The 20,642-nt window shown below is 71.2% G+C and carries 23 protein-coding genes; 14 read left to right on the plus strand and 9 right to left on the minus strand.

Going from position 1 to position 20,642, the window contains the following annotated elements; all coding sequences use genetic code 11:
• Positions 1-433 precede the first annotated feature (433 nt).
• The 10 genes from ACYVIH_RS13185 (at position 434) to ehuA (ending at position 7,379) form a co-directional block, all read left to right on the plus strand.
• Positions 434-1,246, plus strand: a complete 813-nt coding sequence (locus ACYVIH_RS13185) for a transporter substrate-binding domain-containing protein (protein ID WP_460869911.1) — start codon at positions 434-436, stop codon at positions 1,244-1,246.
• A gap of 3 nt (positions 1,247-1,249) precedes the next feature.
• Positions 1,250-1,903, plus strand: a complete 654-nt coding sequence (locus ACYVIH_RS13190; protein ID WP_460869912.1) for an amino acid ABC transporter permease — start codon at positions 1,250-1,252, stop codon at positions 1,901-1,903.
• 64 nt (positions 1,904-1,967) lie between these two features.
• A complete protein-coding gene (locus tag ACYVIH_RS13195) occupies positions 1,968-2,687 on the plus strand; it encodes an amino acid ABC transporter ATP-binding protein (protein ID WP_460869962.1) in 720 nt (239 codons plus the stop codon).
• Between the two features lie 3 nt (positions 2,688-2,690).
• Positions 2,691-3,374 (plus strand): VOC family protein, encoded by a 684-nt coding sequence (locus ACYVIH_RS13200; protein ID WP_460869913.1) that lies wholly within the window; start codon positions 2,691-2,693, stop codon positions 3,372-3,374.
• A gap of 98 nt (positions 3,375-3,472) precedes the next feature.
• Positions 3,473-3,625, plus strand: a complete 153-nt coding sequence (locus ACYVIH_RS13205; protein ID WP_460869914.1) for a hypothetical protein — start codon at positions 3,473-3,475, stop codon at positions 3,623-3,625.
• A gap of 62 nt (positions 3,626-3,687) precedes the next feature.
• Positions 3,688-4,104, plus strand: coding sequence for a hypothetical protein (locus ACYVIH_RS13210; protein WP_460869915.1), 417 nt, complete (start codon positions 3,688-3,690; stop codon positions 4,102-4,104).
• Between the two features lie 217 nt (positions 4,105-4,321).
• Positions 4,322-5,218, plus strand: a complete 897-nt coding sequence (ehuB, locus tag ACYVIH_RS13215; RefSeq protein ID WP_460869916.1) for an ectoine/hydroxyectoine ABC transporter substrate-binding protein EhuB — start codon at positions 4,322-4,324, stop codon at positions 5,216-5,218.
• A 7-nt stretch (positions 5,219-5,225) separates the two neighbouring features.
• The gene (gene ehuC / locus ACYVIH_RS13220) at positions 5,226-5,924 is read left to right on the plus strand and encodes an ectoine/hydroxyectoine ABC transporter permease subunit EhuC (RefSeq protein ID WP_460869917.1); all 699 of its coding nucleotides are present in this window, start codon (positions 5,226-5,228) and stop codon (positions 5,922-5,924) included.
• Positions 5,921-6,586, plus strand: coding sequence for an ectoine/hydroxyectoine ABC transporter permease subunit EhuD (ehuD, locus tag ACYVIH_RS13225; protein ID WP_460869918.1), 666 nt, complete (start codon positions 5,921-5,923; stop codon positions 6,584-6,586). The genes ehuC and ehuD overlap by 4 nt, the downstream gene beginning before the upstream one ends.
• Before the next feature lie 28 nt (positions 6,587-6,614).
• On the plus strand, positions 6,615-7,379 hold the full coding sequence (gene ehuA / locus ACYVIH_RS13230; RefSeq protein ID WP_460869963.1) for an ectoine/hydroxyectoine ABC transporter ATP-binding protein EhuA: 765 nt from the start codon (positions 6,615-6,617) through the stop codon (positions 7,377-7,379).
• 17 nt (positions 7,380-7,396) lie between these two features.
• Here ehuA and ACYVIH_RS13235 read toward each other — a convergent pair whose 3' ends face one another.
• Genes ACYVIH_RS13235 through ACYVIH_RS13250 form a run of 4 tightly spaced genes read right to left on the minus strand, consistent with a single transcriptional unit; the run spans position 7,397 to position 10,763 of the window.
• Positions 7,397-8,044: a response regulator transcription factor gene (locus tag ACYVIH_RS13235; RefSeq protein WP_460869919.1), complete on the minus strand. Its 648-nt coding sequence runs from the start codon at positions 8,042-8,044 to the stop codon at positions 7,397-7,399.
• A complete protein-coding gene (locus tag ACYVIH_RS13240; RefSeq protein ID WP_460869920.1) occupies positions 8,037-8,699 on the minus strand; it encodes a sensor histidine kinase in 663 nt (220 codons plus the stop codon). Before ACYVIH_RS13240 ends, ACYVIH_RS13235 begins: the two co-directional genes overlap by 8 nt.
• Positions 8,624-10,006, minus strand: coding sequence for a hypothetical protein (locus tag ACYVIH_RS13245; RefSeq protein WP_460869921.1), 1,383 nt, complete (start codon positions 10,004-10,006; stop codon positions 8,624-8,626). Before ACYVIH_RS13245 ends, ACYVIH_RS13240 begins: the two co-directional genes overlap by 76 nt.
• A gap of 58 nt (positions 10,007-10,064) precedes the next feature.
• Positions 10,065-10,763, minus strand: a complete 699-nt coding sequence (locus tag ACYVIH_RS13250) for a hypothetical protein (protein WP_460869922.1) — start codon at positions 10,761-10,763, stop codon at positions 10,065-10,067.
• Positions 10,764-10,910: 147 nt separating this feature from the next.
• Here ACYVIH_RS13250 and ACYVIH_RS13255 point away from each other — a divergent pair, with 147 nt between their 5' ends.
• Together ACYVIH_RS13255 and ACYVIH_RS13260 are read left to right on the plus strand one after the other, a co-directional pair.
• A complete protein-coding gene (locus tag ACYVIH_RS13255; RefSeq protein WP_460869923.1) occupies positions 10,911-11,882 on the plus strand; it encodes a quinone oxidoreductase family protein in 972 nt (323 codons plus the stop codon).
• Between the two features lie 76 nt (positions 11,883-11,958).
• Positions 11,959-12,732: a VOC family protein gene (locus ACYVIH_RS13260; RefSeq protein ID WP_460869924.1), complete on the plus strand. Its 774-nt coding sequence runs from the start codon at positions 11,959-11,961 to the stop codon at positions 12,730-12,732.
• A 12-nt stretch (positions 12,733-12,744) separates the two neighbouring features.
• Here the strand turns inward: ACYVIH_RS13260 and ACYVIH_RS13265 are convergent, their stop codons facing one another.
• From ACYVIH_RS13265 to ACYVIH_RS13280, 4 genes are read right to left on the minus strand one after another with little or no spacing between them, the layout of a single operon-like run.
• Positions 12,745-13,518: an SDR family NAD(P)-dependent oxidoreductase gene (locus ACYVIH_RS13265; RefSeq protein ID WP_460869925.1), complete on the minus strand. Its 774-nt coding sequence runs from the start codon at positions 13,516-13,518 to the stop codon at positions 12,745-12,747.
• A complete protein-coding gene (locus tag ACYVIH_RS13270) occupies positions 13,515-14,714 on the minus strand; it encodes a cysteine desulfurase-like protein (protein ID WP_460869926.1) in 1,200 nt (399 codons plus the stop codon). The genes ACYVIH_RS13265 and ACYVIH_RS13270 overlap by 4 nt, the downstream gene beginning before the upstream one ends.
• 22 nt (positions 14,715-14,736) lie before the next feature.
• Positions 14,737-15,774 carry a tellurite resistance/C4-dicarboxylate transporter family protein gene (locus ACYVIH_RS13275; RefSeq protein ID WP_460869927.1) on the minus strand — a complete coding sequence of 346 codons (1,038 nt, stop codon included), beginning with the start codon at positions 15,772-15,774 and terminating at the stop codon, positions 14,737-14,739.
• Positions 15,775-15,792: 18 nt separating this feature from the next.
• On the minus strand, positions 15,793-16,401 hold the full coding sequence (locus ACYVIH_RS13280; protein WP_460869928.1) for a flavodoxin family protein: 609 nt from the start codon (positions 16,399-16,401) through the stop codon (positions 15,793-15,795).
• 76 nt (positions 16,402-16,477) lie between these two features.
• Here ACYVIH_RS13280 and ACYVIH_RS13285 point away from each other — a divergent pair, with 76 nt between their 5' ends.
• The gene (locus ACYVIH_RS13285; RefSeq protein WP_460869929.1) at positions 16,478-19,012 is read left to right on the plus strand and encodes a DEAD/DEAH box helicase; all 2,535 of its coding nucleotides are present in this window, start codon (positions 16,478-16,480) and stop codon (positions 19,010-19,012) included.
• Positions 19,013-19,284: 272 nt separating this feature from the next.
• Here the strand turns inward: ACYVIH_RS13285 and ACYVIH_RS13290 are convergent, their stop codons facing one another.
• Positions 19,285-19,920: a response regulator transcription factor gene (locus ACYVIH_RS13290; protein WP_460869930.1), complete on the minus strand. Its 636-nt coding sequence runs from the start codon at positions 19,918-19,920 to the stop codon at positions 19,285-19,287.
• 240 nt (positions 19,921-20,160) lie between these two features.
• Here ACYVIH_RS13290 and ACYVIH_RS13295 point away from each other — a divergent pair, with 240 nt between their 5' ends.
• Positions 20,161-20,568: a hypothetical protein gene (locus tag ACYVIH_RS13295; RefSeq protein ID WP_460869931.1), complete on the plus strand. Its 408-nt coding sequence runs from the start codon at positions 20,161-20,163 to the stop codon at positions 20,566-20,568.
• The last annotated feature ends 74 nt before the right edge of the window (positions 20,569-20,642 follow it).

The raw sequence follows: 20,642 nt of genomic DNA on the forward strand, positions 1-20,642 counted from the left end.
GTCGACGTTCCGGGCGAACCTGCCTGTCCATCTGACTCAGGGCGTCGGCCGGCTCGTGGACGCCGGGGTGACCTCGAGCTCGGACTCCACGTCGAAGGCGTTCGCCGCTGCCCCGGGGGCGAGACAGTCGCCGAGCGCCTGCCCGGACTCGGTGCGCAGCCAGCAGCTGCGCTCCCGGCGCCTAGCCGGCCGTTTGTCACGCCACGAGACCCCGGCTCACGTAACTATCCGATAACTTCCCCTCCCGGTGCGCGAACGCCTTGCCACCAAGGCTTCTGGGCCTCCCGGGAGGAGTTCCGGGACCCCCGTCGAGGCGCTCTGCGGGGCGCCGACGGGACGATCGGAGAGAGTCGGCGCGTTAGCGTCGGGCACTGACCGAAGCACGATCACACGATCCCGCCACCTCGCGCGGGTCGCCTGACGGAGGCAGAGGATGAAGCGCACGAAGACCCCCAGGACTCCCCGGACCGGCCGGATCCGCACGGCCGCGGCGCTCGGTGCCGCTGCGTTGCTGACCCTGGCAGCGTGCGGAGGCGAGGACGGGGCCGGCGACGGCGGGGCCCGACTCATCAACGACGGTGAGATGGTCGTCGCGATGAGTGGCGAGTTCCGACCCTTCAGCCACTTCGAGAACAACGAGCTGACCGGCTTCGACTACGACATCGCGGTGGCGATCGCCGAGGAGATGGGGCTCGATCTCAAGACCCAGACCGGTGCCTTCGACACCCTGATCCAGGGCGTGAAGAGCAAGCGGTACGACGTGCTGATCGCCTCGATGACGCCGACCGAGGAGCGGGACAAGGCCGTCGACTTCACCGACAGCTACTACACCTCCGGCGCCACCATGTTCGTCCGCAACGACAGCGACTGCGAGGACCCCACGCAGATGAACGAGCCCACCGTGGGCGTGGCCTCGGGGACGACCTACGAGTCGTTCCTCGCCGACGAGGACTGGCCCGGTGAGATCCGGACCTTCAGCTCCGACGTCACCGCGCTGGAGGACGTGGACGCGGGCCGGCTCGACGGGGCGATGACCGACCGTCTGGTGGGGCTGTACCAGATCGACCAGGCCGGTCGTGACCTGCGCGCCTGCGGCGACCCGCTCTACTCCGAGGAGCCGGCGTTCGCGGTCGACGAGGGCAACACCGGGCTCGTCGAGCAGCTCAACGACGCTCTCGCCGCGATCAAGGACGACGGCACCTACGCCGAGATCAGCGAGAAGTGGTTCGGGCAGGACATCTCCTAGGCCATGGGCTTCTTCGAGTACTTCGCCGAGTACGCCCCGCTCTTCGGGGAGGCGACCATCGTCACCCTGCGCCTGACGGCCACCGCGCTGGTGATCGCGATGGTGCTGGGTTCGCTGGTCGCTGCGATGTCGATGAGCTCGGTGGCCGCCCTGCGCTGGCTGGCCACCGGCTTCATCGGCGTCATCCGCGGCACGCCGCTGATCGCGCAGATCTTCGTGCTCTACTTCGGCATCTCCGAGGTGCTGCTCCTGGACGCGTTCTGGGCAGGGTCCCTCGCCCTGGCGGTGCACAACTCGGCCTACATCGCCGAGATCATCCGGTCCGGCTTCCAGTCCGTGCCGGACGGTCTCAACGAGGCGTCTCGCTCGCTGGGCATGTCACGGGTGAAGACCCTGCGCCGGGTGCGGGCGCCGTTGGCACTGCGTGCGATCCTGCCGGTGCTGGGCAGCCAGTTCATCATCGCCGTGAAGGACTCCTCGCTCGTCGCGTTCATCGGCTACAAGGAGCTGTTCCTCACCGCGCGCAACCTCGCGGCGTCGACGTACGAACCACTCACGATGTACCTGATCGTGTCGACCTACTACCTGGCCATCGTCCTGGTCCTCACCTTCCTGGTGAACCGGCTCGAGTACCGCCTCAGCGCACACCGGAGGTGACCGCGTGACCGAGACCCAAGAGTCGCAGGGATGGCCGAGCAGCTCGGACCAGCCGGTGGTCCAGATGCGCGGGATCGTGAAGCGCTTCGGTGACACCGTCGTCCTCGACCACGTCGACCTCGACGTGATGCCCGGCGAGGTGGTCGTGCTGATCGGCCCCTCGGGAGCAGGCAAGAGCACGCTGCTGCGCTGCATCAACGGGCTCGAGCGGATCCAGGAGGGCAGCATCCGGGTCGCAGGTGAGGAGCTGGTCTACGAGGAGAAGCAGCTCAACCACATCCGCAGCCGGATCGGGATGGTGTTCCAGTCCTTCAACCTCTTCCCGCACATGAAGGTCATCGACAACATCACGATGGCTCAGCAGGACGTGCTCGGTCGCTCCCGGGACGAAGCGCGTGCCAAGGCACTGCAGCTCCTCGAGCGTGTCGGGCTGTCCGAGAAGGCGGACGCCTACCCCGACAACCTGTCCGGAGGCCAACAGCAGCGGGTGGCCATCGCGCGAGCACTCGCGATGGATCCGGACGTGATGCTGTTCGACGAGCCCACCTCCGCGCTCGACCCGGAGCTGGTCGGCGAGGTCCTGCAGGTGATGCGGTCCCTGGCCGACGACGGCATGACGATGGTGGTGGTCACCCACGAGATGCGGTTCGCCCGCAGGGCTGCCGACCGGGTGGTGCTGATGGCAGACCGGGGGATCGCGGAGCAGGGCGGCCCGGAGCAGGTGCTCGACCACCCGACGAGCGAGCGCGGCCGAGCATTCCTCCGCGAGCTCACCGAGGACTGAGGCGTGGCCGCGCGAGCACTGACCCGCACCGAGGCGTCGCGGGCCGTGGAACACCTCGGCTGGAGGTACGTCCTCGGCTCGCTCCGGGCGGCGGTCGCGGTCGCCGACCTCGAGCAGGCGGTCGAGGTGCTCGCCGCGGTGGTCCGTCGGTGCGGGCCGGTCGGTGCCGGCCACCTCACCCCCACGCCCCGAGGTGACCGGCTCGACCTGGCGCTGCAGACGCCCGACGCTGCGACGGTCACCGGCCGCGACGTGGAGCTGGCGGAGGAGGTCACCGGCGTGCTCCGCGAGCTCGGCCTCGAGACCGCCCCCGGTGGTCGAGCGCGGTCGGTCCAGGTCCTCGAGATCGCCGTCGACGCCCTCGACATCGCGCGGATCCGGCCGTTCTGGAAGGCGGTGCTCGGCTACACCGACGAGCCCGGGTACGACGGACCGACCGATGCCCTGGTCGACCCGCTGCGCGAGGGGCCGGCCGTGTGGTTCCAGCAGATGGACGAGCCGCGCCCCCAGCGCAACCGGATCCACCTCGACATCTCCGTGCCGCACGACGAGGCCGACGCGAGGATCCGGGCGGCGCTCGACGCCGGGGGAGTGCTGGTGAGCGACGCGCGGGCCAGGGCGTTCTGGGTGCTCGCCGATGCCGAGGGCAACGAGGTGTGCATCACCACCTGGCAGGACCGGGACTGAGCCGGGACCTGCCGCCCGACACGCCCGTGCCCTTCCTGTGGAAAATCCGAGCGGCGCCTTGCCCGCGGTGCAACACTCGAATTCAGGGGGTAAGGCACATGAACTGCTCACACCACATGTGGGACGACCCGACAGGCCCACGATGCACCCGCAGCGACCTCCACGACGAGAGCGCCAGTGGCGGCCACGTGTACGAGTCCTGCGACGGGAGCTTCACCAACCCGAGCGAGATGCTCGAGCCCAAGCACTGAGCGCAGGGCCGTAGGGACCTCCGGCCCTGCCACCTCGACCGAGGTGGGAGCACGATCGAGCCATGGCGCGACGTACGACGAAAGCCGCGGAGAGCAGCGACCAGCGGCACGGGATGCTGCAGGCCAGCATCGACGTCTTCCTCGACCGCACTCGTGCGGTCGCCGAGCTGATGGCCAACGTGGGCAGCGGTGCGCTCGGGATCGTGCCTGAACCGGTGCCGTCCGCGGTGACCCGGATGCTCTCCTCGCTGCGCCAGCTCGCCGAACAGGCGCCCCCGCTGACCGCCGAGGTCGGCGTGCTCATCGAGGAGGTGCACGCCAAGCGGCTGAGCATCCAGGCACTCCAGGCGGAGCTGGCCGCGCTCGACCACCAGCTCGAGGTGCTGGAGCGGACGCTGGCGCCGGTGGAGGCGTGGACCAAGCACTGGGAGCGGCTGCAGCGCTCGCTCACCGAGTCGTTGTCGCTGCCGAAAGGATGAGCCGCCGGGGACACACCTTGGCGACGACCCCGCAACGGCCTGGTAACGATCCCGGGCAAACCAGGCATTTGGTTTGACTGTCAATTTTCGCCCCGCCTAGCGTCGAGCGCTCACGAACGACTGCGGCGATGAGCCGCGTTCGGCGTATGCACGATCCACGTTGAGCGTTGCTCTGTCCCCGGTCGACCGACTTCCGAGCAACGAACAAGGGGTAAACGTGTCTACGCATCCTTCTCGACCGGCCCGCCGGGCACTGGCCCTCGGCGGAGCCGTCGCCTCCATCGGCCTCCTCGCAGCGTGCAGCCAGACCGAGCCGGGCACCGGCGCCTCGACGGACGCCGGGACCACCCTGGAGCGGGTCCAGGACGACGGCGTGGTCAAGGTGGGCTTCGCCAACGAGCGCCCCTACGCCTTCCAGGACGGGGGTGACCTGGTCGGCGAGGCGCCCGCCGTGCACGGCTACATCTTCGAGCAGCTCGGGATCGAGACCCTCGAGCCGAACCTGTTCGAGTTCAACGCGCTCATCCCGGCGCTGAACTCCGAGCGCGTCGACGTGGTCACCGCCGGCATGTTCATCACTCCGGAGCGGTGCGAGCAGGCCGACTTCTCCAACCCGGAGTACGTCGCGACCACGGCGCTGCTCGTGCCGAAGGGCAACCCGAAGGGGCTCTCGGACTACGCCTCCGTCGCCGACAGCGGCGCCAAGCTCGCGGTGATGAACGGCGCGGTCGAGGTCGAGCAGGCGCGCGGCAACGACATCGCCGACAAGCAGCTGCAGATCGTGGCCGACCAGCAGGCGGGCCTGGATGCGGTGAAGTCCGGTCGCGCGGACGCGTTCGCGCTGACCAGCATCTCGCTGAGGGCGCTCGCCGAGAGTGACAGCAGCGTCGAGGTCGCCGAGGCGTTCATCCCCGTCGTGGACGGCGTCGAGCAGATCGGTGCGGGGGCTGCGGTCTTCCGGCAGGGCGACGACGACCTGCGCGAGGCGTTCAACGAGGAGCTGAAGAAGATCCTCGAGGACGGCACCTGGCTGGAGCTGGTGGAGCCCTACGGCTTCACCGAGGCCGAGAAGCCCGACCCCGACCTCACCGCCGAAGAGCTCTGCAAGGGCTGACCGGCCCGTGCTCGAGGATCTCGTCGACGCCGGCCCCCTCCTCCTCGAGGGGGCCGGCGTCACCCTGCTGTACACGGTCATCGGTGCGCTCGCGGCCCTGGTGATCTCCTTCGCCCTCGGCTTCATGTCGATCTCCGGCTCGGTCGTCGTACGCGCCACCTCGCGCGTGGTCGTGGAGTTCTTCCGTGGCACCTCGCTGGTGGTCCAGCTGCTGTGGATCTACTTCGTGCTGCCCCAGCTGGGCTTCCGGCTCGAGACGATGGTCGCCGCCACGGTGGCGTTCGGGCTCAACTTCGGGGCCTACGGCTCCGAGGTCGTGCGTGGAGCGATCGACTCGGTGCCGAAGGCGCAGTGGGAGGCCACCACCGCACTGAGCCTGGGCCGGTGGCGGCGGATGCGCCGGGTGATCCTGCCGCAGGCGCTCCCGGAGATGGTCCCGCCGTTCGGCAACCTGTGGATCCAGATCCTCAAGAGCTCCTCGCTGCTGTTCATGATCTCGATCACCGAGCTCACCCAGCAGGTGCAGCGGGCGCGCTTCGACCTCGGCAGCGTGACTGCCTTCGGTCTCGCGCTGGTCGTGTACTTCGTGCTTGCCCAGCTGCTCGCGGCGGTGACCCGGTGGGTGGAGAACCGCGCCGCCGCCAGGGTCGGTCGTGGACCCAAGGCCGTGACGGTCCAGGCGGTCCCGGCGGGAGGCACGGCATGAACGAGCGTTCACGCTGGAGCTGGGAGTTCGCCTGGGAGGTCCTGCCGCGGCTGCTGGAGGCCTTCGTCAAGTACACCCTCGGCATCACCGTCGCGGCGACTGCGGTCGCGCTCGTCGTCGGTCTCGCGCTGGCGCTCGGGCGCCGGTCGCACCTCAAGGCGGTCGCGTGGCCGTCGTACGGCTTCGTGGAGTTCGTGCGCAGCACGCCGATCCCGATCCAGCTGTTCTTCGTGTACTTCGGCATGCCCGCGATCGGTCTGCGGCCGAGCGCCCTGGTCACGGGCATCGCCGTCCTCGGGCTGCACTACGCGGCGTACATGTCCGAGGTCTACCGGGCCGGCATCGACGCGATCCCCAAGGGCCAGTGGGAGGCGTGCACGGCGCTCTCGCTGCCGCGCCGGCGGGTCTGGCAGGCGGTGATCCTCCCGCAGGTGGTCCGCCGGATCCTGCCGTCGATCGGCAACCAGGCGATCGCCCTGTTCAAGGAGACGCCGTTCCTGATCGTGATCGGCGTGGCCGAGATGGTGACGGTGGCCAACCAGGTCGGCTCTCAGAGCTTCCGGTTCATCGAGCCGATCACCATCGCCGGTCTGATCTTCCTCGCGGCGAGCTACCCCACGTCCGTCCTGATGCGAAAGCTGGAGAACCGCCTTGCCCACTGACAGCACACCCACAGCCGGCGCCGAGCCGATCATCCGTTTCGAGAACGTGGTCAAGCGGTTCGGGGACCTCACCGTCCTCGACGGCATGAACTTCTCGGTCGCCCCGGGCGAGCGCGTCACGCTCATCGGGCCGTCGGGGTCGGGCAAGACCACGATCCTGCGGCTGGTGATGACCCTGGAGAAGGTCACCGACGGGGTGATCTGGGTGCACGGGGAGCCGCTCAGCCACGAGGACAAGGGCGGCAGGCTCGTGCCCGCCTCGGACGGTTACCTGCGTGAGAAGCGCAAGCGGATCGGCATGGTCTTCCAGCAGTTCAACCTGTTCCCGAACATGACGGTGATCGAGAACATCATGGAGGCGCCGGTCTCCGTCCTGGGGTTGAGCAAGGACGAGGCGCGGACGCGTGGCGAGGAGCTGCTCGCCAAGGTCGGGATGAGCGACTTCGTCGACGCCCACCCGACGAAGCTGTCCGGTGGTCAGCAGCAGCGGGTCGCGATCGCGCGGGCGCTCGCGATGGAACCCGACATCCTGCTGCTCGACGAGGTCACCTCCGCGCTGGACCCGGAACTGGTCGTCGACGTGCTCAACGTGCTCCGCGACATCGCACAGACCACCGACATCACGATGCTGATCGTCACCCACGAGATGCACTTCGCCCGTGACGTGTCGGACCGGGTGATGATGTTCGACCGCGGCGTGATCGTCGAGGAGGGGTCGCCGGAGAAGATCTTCAACGACCCCGACCACCAGCGCACCCGGGCCTTCCTCAGGGCGGTCCTCGAGGAGCGCTGAGCGCGAGCCCGGACCGGTCAGTCGCCGCCGAGCCCCTCGTCCCGGGCCCGGATGATCGCCGCGGACCGGTCGGGTGCGCCGATCTTGGCGAGCACGTTCGCGACGTGGTTGCGCACGGTCTTGGGACTGAGCACCAGACGCCGCGAGATGGTGGTGTTGTCGAACCCGCGGGCGACCAGATCGAGCACCTCGCGCTCCCGGTCGGTCAGCTCGGGGAACGGCAGCCGCACCGCCGTCCGTCCGGCCACCAGCACCGACATCGCCCGGGCGGCCACCTTGGGACCCAGGATCATCTCGCCGTTGGCCACCGCTCGCACGGCGCGCTCGACCTCCTCGGGCGAGGCGCCCTTGAGCAGGTAGCCGCGGGCCCCCGCACGCACCGAGGCGACCACCGACTCGTCGTCCTCGCGCATCGTGATCACCAGGACCTTCAGCTCCGGGCGCCGGCGGACCAGCTCGCGGGTGGTCTCGGTGCCGGAGTCCTCGCCGAGGTGCAGGTCCATCAGCACCACGTCGACGGTGTCACAGGCGAGTGCGAGCGCCTCCTGCTGCGACGCAGCCTGGCCCACCACCTCGATGCCGGGCAGCGAGGCCAGCAGGGCGGCCATGCCGAGCCGGAACACCGGATGGTCGTCGACGATCGCGACCCGGACGACCTCAGTCATGGACACCCACCGGCAGCGGCAGCAGCGCACGCACCCGGGTACCGCCACGGTCACCGGGCTCCACGTGCAGCTCCCCGCCCTGCTCCTCGGCGCGCTCCCGCATCGACCTGCTGCCGACCCCGGGCCGTGCGTCGGCTGCGATCCCGACGCCGTCGTCCTCGACCGCGACGAGCAGCCGGGCATCGCTGACCCCTGCCGTCACCAGGCACCGCGTGGCGGCACTGTGCCGGGCGACGTTGGTGAGTGCCTCGCTGAGGATGCCGTACGCCGCCGCCGCGACCTGCTGTCCGAGCCCCTCCAACCGGCCGATCCGCAGATCCACCAGAAGGCCGTCCTCGGCGTGGCGGGCGCGCAGCTCCTGCAGTGCGGCGCCGAGCCCGAGTTCGTCGAGCACCGGGGGCAGCAGGCTGTGCGAGAGCGACCGGACGTCGGCGACCCGCTGGTCGAGCTCGGTCTGCAGCGCGGTGAGGAGCTCGGCCGCGGCCGCCGGATCGGACTCGAGCAGGTTCCGGGCCCCTTGGAGGCCGAGGCGCAGCCCGGCCAGCGAGGGTCCGAGCCCGTCGTGGATCTCCCGGCGGATCACCCGCCGTTCCTCCAGCCGGGCGCTGGCCAGCCGCGCGCGAGCCGCCTCCACGTCGTGGGCTGCGCGGGCCACGGCAACGGCGGTCGCGACGACGGCCGCGAGGTCGCGCAGGGTCTGTTCGCCGCGGGGGTCGAGACGCTCGCCGGGCGGCAGGGTGGCCTCGAGCCTGCCGACCGGCAGCCCCCGGTGGAGCAGCTGTACGACGGTCGGCGTCGGCCCGGGCTCGCCCCAGGTGACGGCCGGCAACCCGTCGGGGACCACAGCCACGGAGCGGAGGCGCATCGCGCTGCCGATGTCCTGGGCCAGGCCGAGCAGCAGCTCCTCCGCGGTTCCCGCGGCACCCAGCTGCGAGCCCAGCCGGCGCACGACCTGGGCCGGGTCGGCCCCGCCGAGCCGTGGACCAGGCGGTGCACGTGCCGTTGGAGGCGCAACCGGGCCGGCTGCACCGCGACCGCGACCGCGCCTGCGGCCACGAGGTGGGCAGTGCCCTCGCCGGGGAGCACCCGGGTCAGCGCGAGTGTGACACCCAGGTACAGCCCGACGAGCAGGACGGTGAGCAGCCCGGCCACGACCGCGCGGCTGACCAGCAGGTCCAGGCCCCACATCCGGCCGCGGAGCACCGCGACCAGCACGGCCGCCGGGAACACCGCCTGCGAGGCGAGGTGGAGCGCCGGCGTGGTCCAGATCGGCAGCGGCAGCATCCCCCACGGCAGCGCGAGCGGGATGAACGAGATCGCCAGGATCGACGTACCCAGGGCCAGCCAGCCGAGCCCGTTGCGCTCCGCGACCGGACCGCGCCGGTGCCGCCACTCCGCCTCGGCCGCTGCGGCAAGGCCGACCGTCACCGCGGCGGCGAACAGCCACACCCCCTGGGCGGAGGGGAGGAAGATGCGCATCGCGGTCACCGCCACCGTGATCGCCGCCCCGGCGACTGCGCCCCAGACGGCGGCACCGAGCCGGTGGTTGCGGACCAGCCACGGGACCACGAGGAACAGCGACAGGGTGCCGGGGACCCAGGCGATGCCCTGCAGCGGGGCCAGCGGCTCCGCGAACGCCAGGCCGGGGTGGCGGCCGGCGGCCATCCCGGCGCCGAAGCCCAGTGCGGCCAAGCCGCCGCCCAGCGCTGCCACCGCGAGGATCCAGGCAACCGGATGACGTCGACGCGCCAGGATCAGAGAGCCGACCGTGCCGTACACGCAGGCGACGGTCACGTCGACGAGGAAGAACCAGAGACCGTCGTTCACCGGTGGCCGACCGCTGACCAGGAGCACGGTCGCGAGCACGGCGAGGCCCCAGGCGGCCACGGCGATCGCCGTGGCCGCCCGGGGCATTCCGTCGCGGAGAGGCCGGTTGTCCTCGGCCGCGGCGTTGGCGTCCATGGCGCCGGACTGTACGGCCTCCGCGCGGACCGCGTGCGCGATTTCCTGCTGGTCCAGGTCACCGCGCCGAGCGGTCAGCTGCGGCGAACCCGAGCGCGGTCACCAGCAGCCACAGCGGTCCGGTCATGCCGGCCATGTACTGCAGCGGGGAGATGCCGAGTGCCAGGGTCAGCCCGCCGAGCACGGCGCCGACCAGCCCGATCCAGCGCGGAGCGGCGGAGTGGCGCAGCGCCGCGACCGCGACGGCCACCCCGGCGACGCCGGCGCCCACCCACAGCCACGGGATGGTGCCGACCCAGTGGTTGAAGAACACCGCGCTCTCCGGCAGGAGACCGGTCTCGCCGCCGTCCTGCACCCCGAAGATGAACTCGGTGTTCAGGCCGGCGCCGAGCAGTCCGGCGACGGCGGTGAGGCCGAGCCCGGTCGCGGCCACGTCGGGAAGCAGGCTTCCGGACGGTGCCTGCGCCGCGAGCCGCCGGCGCAGCCCCGCGGCGAACACCAGCAGGGTGACCACGCAGACCATGGTGGCGACGTGGAAGACCAGCAGGTTGGGGGTGAGCTCGGCGAGCCTCGCGACGATCGCGTCGGGCTGTCCGGCGAGGCTCTCGTCGTACACCGCGTCGACGGTCATCGAGGCGGCGATGCCGGTGATCCCGGCGATGCCGGCACCGATGCCGGCGAAGGTCCAGCCGCGTCCCGGGGCAGGCTGGTGGTGACTCGTGACCGTCGTGCGGTCTGCGACCTGGGTGTAGGTCATCTCGGTACTCCTTCGGTGATCAGGGCTTGTGACCACGAGGTTCGTGCGCCCGGCGTCCCGGGTGGTAGGGCGCGGTGTCCCGACCTTCCGGGCAGCTGCTCCGGGCGGCTGGCAGAGTGGACCTCCAGGCCGAACCGAGGAGGAGACGTGCGCGCTGTAGTCGTCGAGCAGACCGGGGGACCCGAGGTGCTGCTGGTCAAGGACCTCGAGCCGCCGGTGCCGGGACCGGGAGAGGTGCTGGTCGAGGTCGCCGCGGCCGGGGTGAACTTCATCGACATCTACAAGCGCACCGGCGTCTACGCCATGGAGCTGCCGTTCGTCAGCGGCAGCGAAGGCGCCGGGCGGGTGAGCGCGCTGGGTGAGGGCGTCACCGGGGTCGCCGTCGGCGATCCTGTCGCGTGGGCGATGGTCGACGGCGGCGGGTACGCCGAGCAGGTGGTCGTGCCGGCCGACCGCGTGGTGCCGGTCCCCGACGGGACCGACCTGGAGACGGCGGCGGCGGTCATGCTGCAGGGGATGACCGCGCACTTCCTCAGCGAGTCGACCTACCCGGCCCGGGCAGGACAGACCGCCCTGGTGCACGCAACCGCCGGCGGCGTCGGCCTGCTGCTCACCCAGATGCTGTCCGCCAAGGGCGTGCGCGTGATCGGCACGACCTCCACCCAGGAGAAGGAGGACCTCGCCCGCCGGGCGGGCGCCGACGAGGTGGTCCGTTACACCGAGACCGACCTCGTGGAGGAGGTACGCCGGCTCACCGGCGGCCGCGGCGTCGACGTGGTGTACGACGGGGTCGGCCGGGCCACCTTCGACGCCGGCCTGGACGTGCTCGTGCCACGCGGGATGATGGTGCTGTTCGGAGCCGCCAGCGGGCCGGTGCCGCCGCTGGACCCGCAGGTACTCAACAGCAAGGGCTCGCTGTACCTCACCCGGCCGTCACTGACCCACTACATCGCGACCCGCGAGGAGCTCCTCGAGCGAGCCGGGGCGGTCCTGGGCCAAGTCGCCTCCGGTGCGCTGGACGTCCGGGTGGGGAGTCGGTACTCCCTCGAGGAGGCCGGCCGGGCCCACGAGGACCTCGCCGGCCGGCGCACCACCGGGAAGCTGCTCGTCGTCCCCTGAGCAGGCGATGTGTTCTGTCGGTGGTCGGTGCCAGAGTCGGTCACATCCGAGACCGTCAGCCACGGAAGGGCAGCCGATGACCACACGCGACACCAACTGGCCCGAGGGCACCCCCTGTTGGGTGGACCTCGCGGTCGACGACCTGGCGAAGGCTCGGGCCTTCTACTCTCGCCTGTTCGGCTGGGAGATCGAGGAGGGCTCCAGCGAGCACGGCGGCTACGCCAACTGTCTCAAGGACGGGCGCAGGGTGGCCGGGATGGCGCCGAAGGAGGACCAGGCCCAACCGACCGCGTGGACGACGTACCTCGCCAGCGACGACGTCGACGCCACCCTGGCGAAGGTGCGTGACGCCGGCGGCCAGGTGCTCATGCCCGGCACCGACGTCCCCGGGGTGGGCAGGTTCGCGCTGTTCGCCGACCCCGGTGGGGCCGTGACCGGGCTGTGGCAGGGCGCGTCCCACACCGGGTTCCAGCTCGCCAACGAGCCGGGCTCGGTGACGTGGGACGAGCATTTCTCCCGAGCCTGGAAGCAGTGCCAGGACTTCTACGCCACCGTGCTCGGCTGGACCTACGACGACATGTCCGCCGAGGGCTTCGAGTACGCCGTGTTCAAGGTCGGCGGCGAGGTGGCCGGCGGGATCGGGCAGATCGCGCCACCGATGCCCGACGACCTGCCACCGCACTGGGCGACGTACTTCAAGGTCGCGGACGCCGATGCCACGGTCGCCGAGCTGAAGCGCCTGGGCGGGTCGGTCGCGCGGGAGCCATGGGACACCGAGTTCGGTCGGATGGCGGCCGTGGAGGACGACCAGGGCGCCTTCTTCATGGTGATGGCCGACCCCGCCGGCTGACGCAGCGCGAGGTCAGCTGCGCAGGTAGGAGGCGCCGTTGACGTCGATGATCGTGCCGGTGGAGAAGCGTGCCCCCTCCGAGGCGAGCCAGAACACCGCCGAGGCGACCTCCTGCGGCTTGGCGACCCGGCCGTAGGGCGACTGCGCGCGGACGGCGTCGCCGCCGGGGCCGTCGAGCACCTCGCGCGCCATCTCGGTCTGCACGAAGCCCGGTGCGACGGCCGCGACCCGGATGTCGTGCGGGGCCAGCGCGAGCGCCATGGACTGGGTGAACGCGTTGAGCCCGGCCTTCGACGCACCGTAGGCCGGGTTGTTCGGCTCGCCGCGGAACGCTCCGCGGCTGGTCACGTTGACCACCGCGCCACCGCCGGCGGCGACCAGGTGCGGCAGCGCGCAGAACGTCGCGTTCGCGGCACCGGTCAGGTTGGTCGCCAGCGTGCGGGCCCAGGACGCCTGCCAGTCCTCGTAGGACGTCTCCAGCGGCGGGTGGGCGAGGAACACGCCGGCGTTGTTGACCAGCACGTCGAGCCCGCCGAGCTGCTCGGCGGCGGAGTCCACCGCCGCCTTCACCGCCGCGGGGTCGGCCATGTCGGCCTGCACGACCACGTGCCCCTCACCCGGCAGCCCCGCGGCGACGGCCTCCGCCTCCGTCCGGGACCTGCCGTAGTGCACTGCGACCCGGTCACCGGCCTCGGCGAAGGTGCGCGCGATCTCTCGACCGATCCCGCGGGAGGCTCCGGTGACCAGCACCCGGCGGCCGGTCGTGCTGCTCGTCGGGCCGTTCATCGGGCGATCTCCGTCACCGCGGTCAGCAGCCGGTCGACGTCGTCGTCGTTCGTGTACGGCGCCAGGCCGGCGCGCACCGCGCCCGCGTCACCGAGGCCCATCCACCGGACCGCCTCGATCGCGTAGAAGTGGCTGGCCGGGGCGTTGATCCCGCGCTCGGCGAGCGCCCGGTAGACCTCGACCGGAGTGTGCCCCTCGACGGAGAACAGCGCGGTGGGCGTACGACGGGCAGGGGAGCCGTGCAGGGTCACCGCATCGATCGAGCGCAGCCCCTCGCGCAGCCGGCGGAACAGCCGCTCCTCGTGCGCCTCCACGGCGTGCATCGACTGCACCACCCGGCTGCGGCGGCCCGGCGCGTCGGAGGCGAGACCGGCGATGAAGTCCACGGCGGCGGCGGTGCCGGCGAGCAGCTCGTAGGGCAGGGTGCCGAGCTCGAACCGTTCGGGCACGTCGTTGCTCGACGGCAGCAGCTTGTCGGGCCAGACCTCGGCGAGCAGCTCCGGCGCGGCGGCGAGCACGCCGTGGTGGGGCCCGAGGAACTTGTAGGGCGAGCAGGCGTAGAAGTCCGCGCCGATGTGCTCGAGGTCGACCGGGACGTGGGGGGTGAGGTGCACCCCGTCGACGTGGACCAGCGCACCCACCTCGTGTGCCGCCTCCGAGATCGCGGTGAGGTCCGGCCGGGTGCCGAGGATGTTGGAGGCGCCGGTGACCGCGACCAGCCGGGTGCGCTGCGACAGCTGCGCGCGCACGTGGTCGACGGTGAGCTCGGCGGTCTCCTTGTCGAACTCCGCCCAGCGCACGGTGGCGCCGACCGCCTCGGCCGCGATCACCCACGGCCGGATGTTGGCGTCGTGGTCCAGCCGGGTCACCACCACCTCGTCGCCGGGTACCCACTGCCTGGCCAGCGCCCGGGCCAGGTCCATCGTCATCTGGGTCATCGACCGGGCGAACACCACGCCGTCAGGGGTGCCGCCGAGCAGGTCCGCCATCGCGGACCTGGCCTCCGCGACGACCTGGTCCGCACGGCGCTCGGCGGCGGTGACCGTGCCGCGGTTGGAGATCCCGCAGGTCAGGGTGTCGGCGACCGCCTGGGCGACCTCGCGCGGCACCTGCGTGCCGCCGGGGCCGTCGAAGTAGGCGACCCCGTCTGCGAGGGCGGGGAAGGACGAGCGGATGCGGGCGACGTCGAGCTCCATGCCGACATCCTGCCCGACGGGCCTAGCGGAGCACGGTGCGGCCGACGTGGCGGAGCATCGCCACCACGACGAGTGCCCAGGCCGCCAGCGCGACCCACAGCTCGGCGTTGCCGATCGCCTCCACCACGGGCAGGTCGTCGGCCCGGCCGAGGTAGATGCCGGCGACGCCGTACATGCCGAGCGGGAAGATGATGCTCCACAGCGTCGCCTCGTAGCGCAGCGGCACCTTGCGCCGGACATGACGCCACCAGCCCGCCGCGACCAGCACCGGGATCAGCCAGGTGGCGAAGGCCCAGAGCACCACCGCGAGGCCCGCGATCAGGTCGCGGGTGGCGTCCACCATCGGCGCGTCGGCCATCTCCACGATCCGCGCGCCGGCGAGCACGGTGATCGCCAGCGCACCCATCGAGACCCAGTACGGCGGCGTGAGCTCCTCGGGCCCGAACGGGTAGAGCATCAGCCGCAGCGAGACCAGGATGCCCGCCGCCGCATAGAGGAAGACGCCCACCGACCACGACATCACCGCGAGCAGCGCGAGCTCGCGGCGGGCCCCGTCGAAGACCGGCTCGATCGTGGCCGCCGCGACTGCGACCGACTGGCTGGCGACCACCCAGATGAACCAGGTGCCGTTCGCGGTGACCAGCATCGGCCGCTCCGCGTGGCCGAGCACCGCCGTCCACGGCACCACGTAGCCCAGCACCAGCCACGCCAGGCCGGACAGCACCAGCAGAGTCGCCGTCGCCCACGGCAGGTCGCTCATGCCGAGCCGGACGCCGAGCACGTTCGTGCCGGCGACGAAGGTGAAGAACCCGAACGCCCGGCGCGGGTCCATGAAGTCCTCACGGACCGCTGCGGGGAAGGACACCAGCCGCCACACGTTCAGCCCGAGCAGCACCAGGAAGGCCGCGAGGCAGGCGCCGAGGAGCAGCTCCGAGAGCAGCGTGCGGCCCTTGAGCTGCAGCCCCACCGAGATGATCCCGCTGGCCATCACCAGCGCGAAGTAGCCGGGAGTGAGGGTCTCGACGGCCCGGCGGGTGCGGTCCATGACTGCGGTGGCCACCCGCGCAGGCTACCGGTCTCAGCTCGCCGGGTACTGGTTCTGCTGCAGCAGACGCGCGAGGTGCGCGGCGTTCGCGGCGAGGGTCTTGGTGGTCTGCGCGGTCTTCTCCGGGCGCGGGTCCTTGTCCTGGTAGTCGATGCCCTGCATCGCCTCGCCGACCCAGTAGGTCACCCCGTTCGCGGGGATCGTGAACCCGACGTCGTTGAGCGCCTGGTAGACCTCCGCGCTTACGTGGTGGGCGCCGTCCTCGTTGCCCACCACCGCGACCCCGGCGACCTTGCCGTAGGTGAGCATCCGGCCCTCGTCGTCGCTCTCGCCGAGCTCGGCGTCGAGCCGCTCCAGGACCATCTTGCACACCGCCGAGGGCTGCCCCATCCAGATCGGGGTCGCGACGACCAGGATGTCGGCGGCCAGCATCTTCTCCCGGATCGTCGGCCAGCCGTCGCCGTCACCCTCGTCGGTCTGCACCCCGAACTTCACCTGGTGGTCGACGACCCGCAGCATCTCGCCGCGGACGTCGTGCTCGGCGAAGGCGGCGATCAGCTCGTCGCCGAGGACCTCGGTGCTCGATGCCGTCGGGGCGGGCTTCAGCGTGCAGTTCAGGACGAGTGCGTCGAGAGTGCTCATGACAGGAGCGTGCCCGCCGTACCGGTTCTTCATGCCCCGGACCGGCCCCAAGGGCGCGTAGGGGACCATGGAGGCGATGACTCTCACCGACCTGCTCCCCGCCCCCGACCTCGCGAACGGTCCGGGCGCGGACCCCGACGAGCTGCTCGAGGCGTTCACCGGCTGGACCGCCGCGAGGGGGATCACGCTCTACCCCGCGCAGGAGGAGGCGCTGATCGAGCTGCTCACGGGTGCCAACGTCATCCTCGCCACGCCCACCGGCTCCGGGAAGAGCCTGGTCGCCGCCGGCGCGCACTTCGCGGCGCTGGCCGAGGGCCGGCGCACCTACTACACCGCGCCGATCAAGGCCCTGGTGAGCGAGAAGTTCTTCGCGCTGTGCGAGATGTTCGGCGCGGACAAGGTCGGGATGATGACCGGCGACGCCAGCGTCAACGCGCAGGCGCCGATCATCTGCTGCACCGCCGAGGTGCTGGCCAACCAGGCGCTGCGCGAGGGCGAGCACGCCGACATCGGCCAGGTGGTGATGGACGAGTTCCACTTCTACTCCGAGCCCGACCGCGGCTGGGCCTGGCAGGTGCCGCTGCTCGAGCTGCCGCAGGCGCAGTTCCTGCTGATGTCGGCCACGCTCGGCGACGTGTCGTTCTTCCGCGAGGACCTGACCCGCCGCACCGGTCGGGAGACCGCGGTCGTCGCGCACTCCGAGCGGCCGGTGCCGTTGAGCTACTCGTGGGCGCTGACCCCGCTGCACGAGACGCTCGAGGAGCTGCTCAGCACCCACCAGTCGCCGGTCTACGTCGTGCACTTCACCCAGGCCGCGGCACTGGAACGCGCACAGGCCTTGATGAGCATCAACGTGTGCAGCCGCGAGGAGAAGGACAAGATCGCCGAGCTGATCGGCGACTTCCGGTTCAGCAAGGGGTTCGGCAAGACCCTGTCCCGGCTGGTGCGGCACGGGATCGGCGTGCACCACGCCGGGATGCTGCCGAAGTACCGTCGCCTCGTCGAGCAGCTCGCCCAGGCCGGCCTGCTCAAGGTGATCTGCGGCACCGACACCCTCGGGGTCGGGATCAACGTGCCGATCCGCACCGTGGTGCTCACCGGCCTGACCAAGTACGACGGTCGCCGGCAGCGGTTGCTCAAGGCTCGCGAGTTCCACCAGATCGCCGGACGCGCGGGACGTGCCGGCTACGACACCTCCGGGGCGGTCGTCGTGCAGGCCCCCGACCACGTGATCGAGAACCACAAGGCGCTGCAGAAGGCCGGCGACGACTCGAAGAAGCAGCGCAAGGTGCAGCGCAAGAAGCCACCCGAGGGTTTCGTGACGTGGACCGAGGACACGTATCAGCGGCTGGTGGCCGCCGAGCCCGAGCCGCTGCAGAGCCGGATGCGGGTCACGCACGGGATGCTGCTCAACGTGATCGCCCGCGAGGGCAACCCGTTCGCGGCGATGCGCAAGCTGCTGCGCGACAACCACGAGGACGGCCGGTCGCAGGTCCGGCTGGTCCGCCGAGCGGTCGCGATCCACCGCGAGCTGCTCGCCGCCGGCGTGGTGGAGAAGGTGGAGCCGCCGGCCCCGGACGGCCGGACGGTCCGCCTCGTCGAGGACCTGCAGCTCGGGTTCGCGCTCAACCAGCCGTTGTCGACGTACGCCCTGGCCACCTTGGAGACGCTCGACCCGGAGTCACCGACCCACGCGCTCGACGTGGTCTCGGTGATCGAGGCGACGCTGGAGGACCCGCGACCGGTGCTCGGCGCGCAGGAGTTCAAGGCCCGCGGCGAGGCGGTCGGCGAGATGAAGGCCGACGGCATCGAGTACGACGAGCGGATGGAGCTGCTCGAGGACGTCAGCTATCCCAAGCCGCTGGAGGAGCTGCTCGAGCACACCTACGAGGTCTACCGCCGCACCCACCCGTGGATCGGGGAGAGCCCGGTCTCGCCGAAGTCGGTGGTCCGCGACATGTACGAGCGCGCGATGACCTTCGGGGAGTACGTCGCGTTCTACAACCTGGCCCGGTCCGAGGGGATCGTGCTGCGCTACCTCGGCGACACCTACAAGGCGCTGCGGCAGACCGTGCCCGACAGCATGCGCACCGACGAGCTCGCCGACCTCGTCGAGTGGCTGGGCGAGACCGTGCGGCAGACCGACTCCAGCCTGCTCGACGAGTGGGAGGAGCTCACCCACCCCGGCGAGACGTCGGAGGACCTGGTGCAGGCACAGGCGCGCCCGGCCACGCCGAGGCCGATCACCGCCAACGAGCGGTCCTTCCGGGTACTGGTGCGCAACGCGATGTTCCGCCACGTCGAGCTCGTCGCCCGCCGCAACCACGACGAGCTCGCGGCGCTGTCCGAGGGCAGCGGGCCGGACGCGGAGGGGTGGCGCGAGCAGGTCGAGGCGTACTTCAAGGAGCACGACACCGTCGACACCGGCCCGGACGCCCGCGGCCCGCACATGCTGCTGGTCGAGAAGGACGGACGCACCTGGCGGGTGCAGCAGATCCTCGGCGACCCCGAGGGCGACCACGACTGGCGGATCCTCGCCGAGGTCGACCTCGACGCCTCCGACGAGGCGGCCGAGCTGGTCCTCCGCGTCGACGGGCTCGTCCAGCTCTGATGGGGCTCAGCAGCCAGCGGCCGTGCCGTCGAACATGCAGCTAGGCCGTGCGACGGTGCGTCACCTGCGGTTTTGCGGCCGCGGGGACGCTGGCTGCATGTTCGACGGGGCGCGGGCCCGGCTCGCGGGCAACGCGGCCGGCAACACACAGCAGGCCCGCGCTCGTCGTGCGCATGCTGTGCATCCCACGTCCGCCTGCCAGTGGCGAGAACCACCGTCCTTGCGGAAGGGTGCTCAAGGAAGCCGGTGAGTCCCCAGAGGACACTTCTCGGTCAGATGCCTTCCTCGGGGGCGATCAGGCCGTCCTCGATCGCCCGCTGGCGCAGCTCCATCCGGGTGGAGGCCGGCCGGCCCGCCTCGGCGTACCTCTTGCGGATCCGCGACAGGTAGGTCTTCACCGACTCCACGCTGACCGGGGGAGTCAGCGCCTTCGCGGTCTCGGCGTACTTCATGCCGGTCGCGTAGAGCCGCAGCACCTCGGTCTCGCGCTGGGTCAGGTCCACGGCGTGGTTGGCGTCGGGCGGCACCCAGGTCTGGCCCTGCGCGACGGCGACGATCGCGCGCAGCAGCCGGATCGCCGGGTCGTTCTTCCACACGAGCCCGCGGGCGGCGGAGCGGGCCAGGATCGGGGAGGCCTCGCGGTGTGACCGGTCGGCGTGGAGGAGCACCGTCCAGCCGAGCTGGTCGCAGGTGCGGATGTTCTCCTCGGGGTGCGAGCCGTCGTGGAGTCGTACGTCGAGCAGCACCACGTCGATCTCGCGGCGGGTGCGGATCAGCCCGGCCACGCTGTCGGCGCCGGCGACGAACCGGGCGGGGGAGTTGGGGGTCGAGAGCAGCGCGCGCACCCCGGCCACGAGAAGGTCGTGGTCGTCGACGACGCCGACTCTGATCCGTCCCCCCGCGTCCATGCAGTCTCCCCCCGGAGGTGTGGCGCCCCTCCCATCCCGAGCACGAGCGCCCTGTGCGGGGAGCGTACCGCCGTGCGGGAGAGGCGAGGGCCTATTTCCCCTGCCTTGGGGAGCACTCGGACGGGCCTCGAAGTTTTACGCGGGCTAGGTCCGGCTTTGTCCGGTTACGCGGCTCTCGGAGGGGTTTGCCTCAACAATTTTGACGATTACCCGGGGCCTGCGGCTGCCCATCATCGAGGCATGCAGCTCGTCCAGTTTCACACCTTGTGCACCGGGCTCCAGGGCAACGCGTCGCCGGCCGCGGCACCTGCGCTCGCCGGGAAGGAGCGCGTCCTGCGAGACCTGCTCGAGCAGAGCGGCGCCTTCGTCTCGGTCGAGGTCGAGCACACCGACGACCCGGACCGGCTCCTGGTGGGTCTGTGCCAGTTCCGGCAGCACCTGTCCGAGGAGGTCGTGGTCACGCTGCTGAGCCGGCTGTGGGAGGCGGGGGTCCGCTACCCGTACTGGGAGGCACACACCTTCCTCGTCGAGGACGGGCACGTCGAGCTGCGTGCCGCCAGCCGGGAGAGCCACCTCGGCCACTACCTGACCGTGCACCTCCTGGCCCAGCGCAGCATGGTGCCGGCCCAGCGCGAGGCGATCGACTGATCCTCCTCCGACCGCCGGCCGTCCGCGGCCGGACGGCCCCGCTGGTGCGTCCCAGCGGGCGGGATAGCCTCGAC

Source organism: Nocardioides pakistanensis, assembly GCF_054781215.1.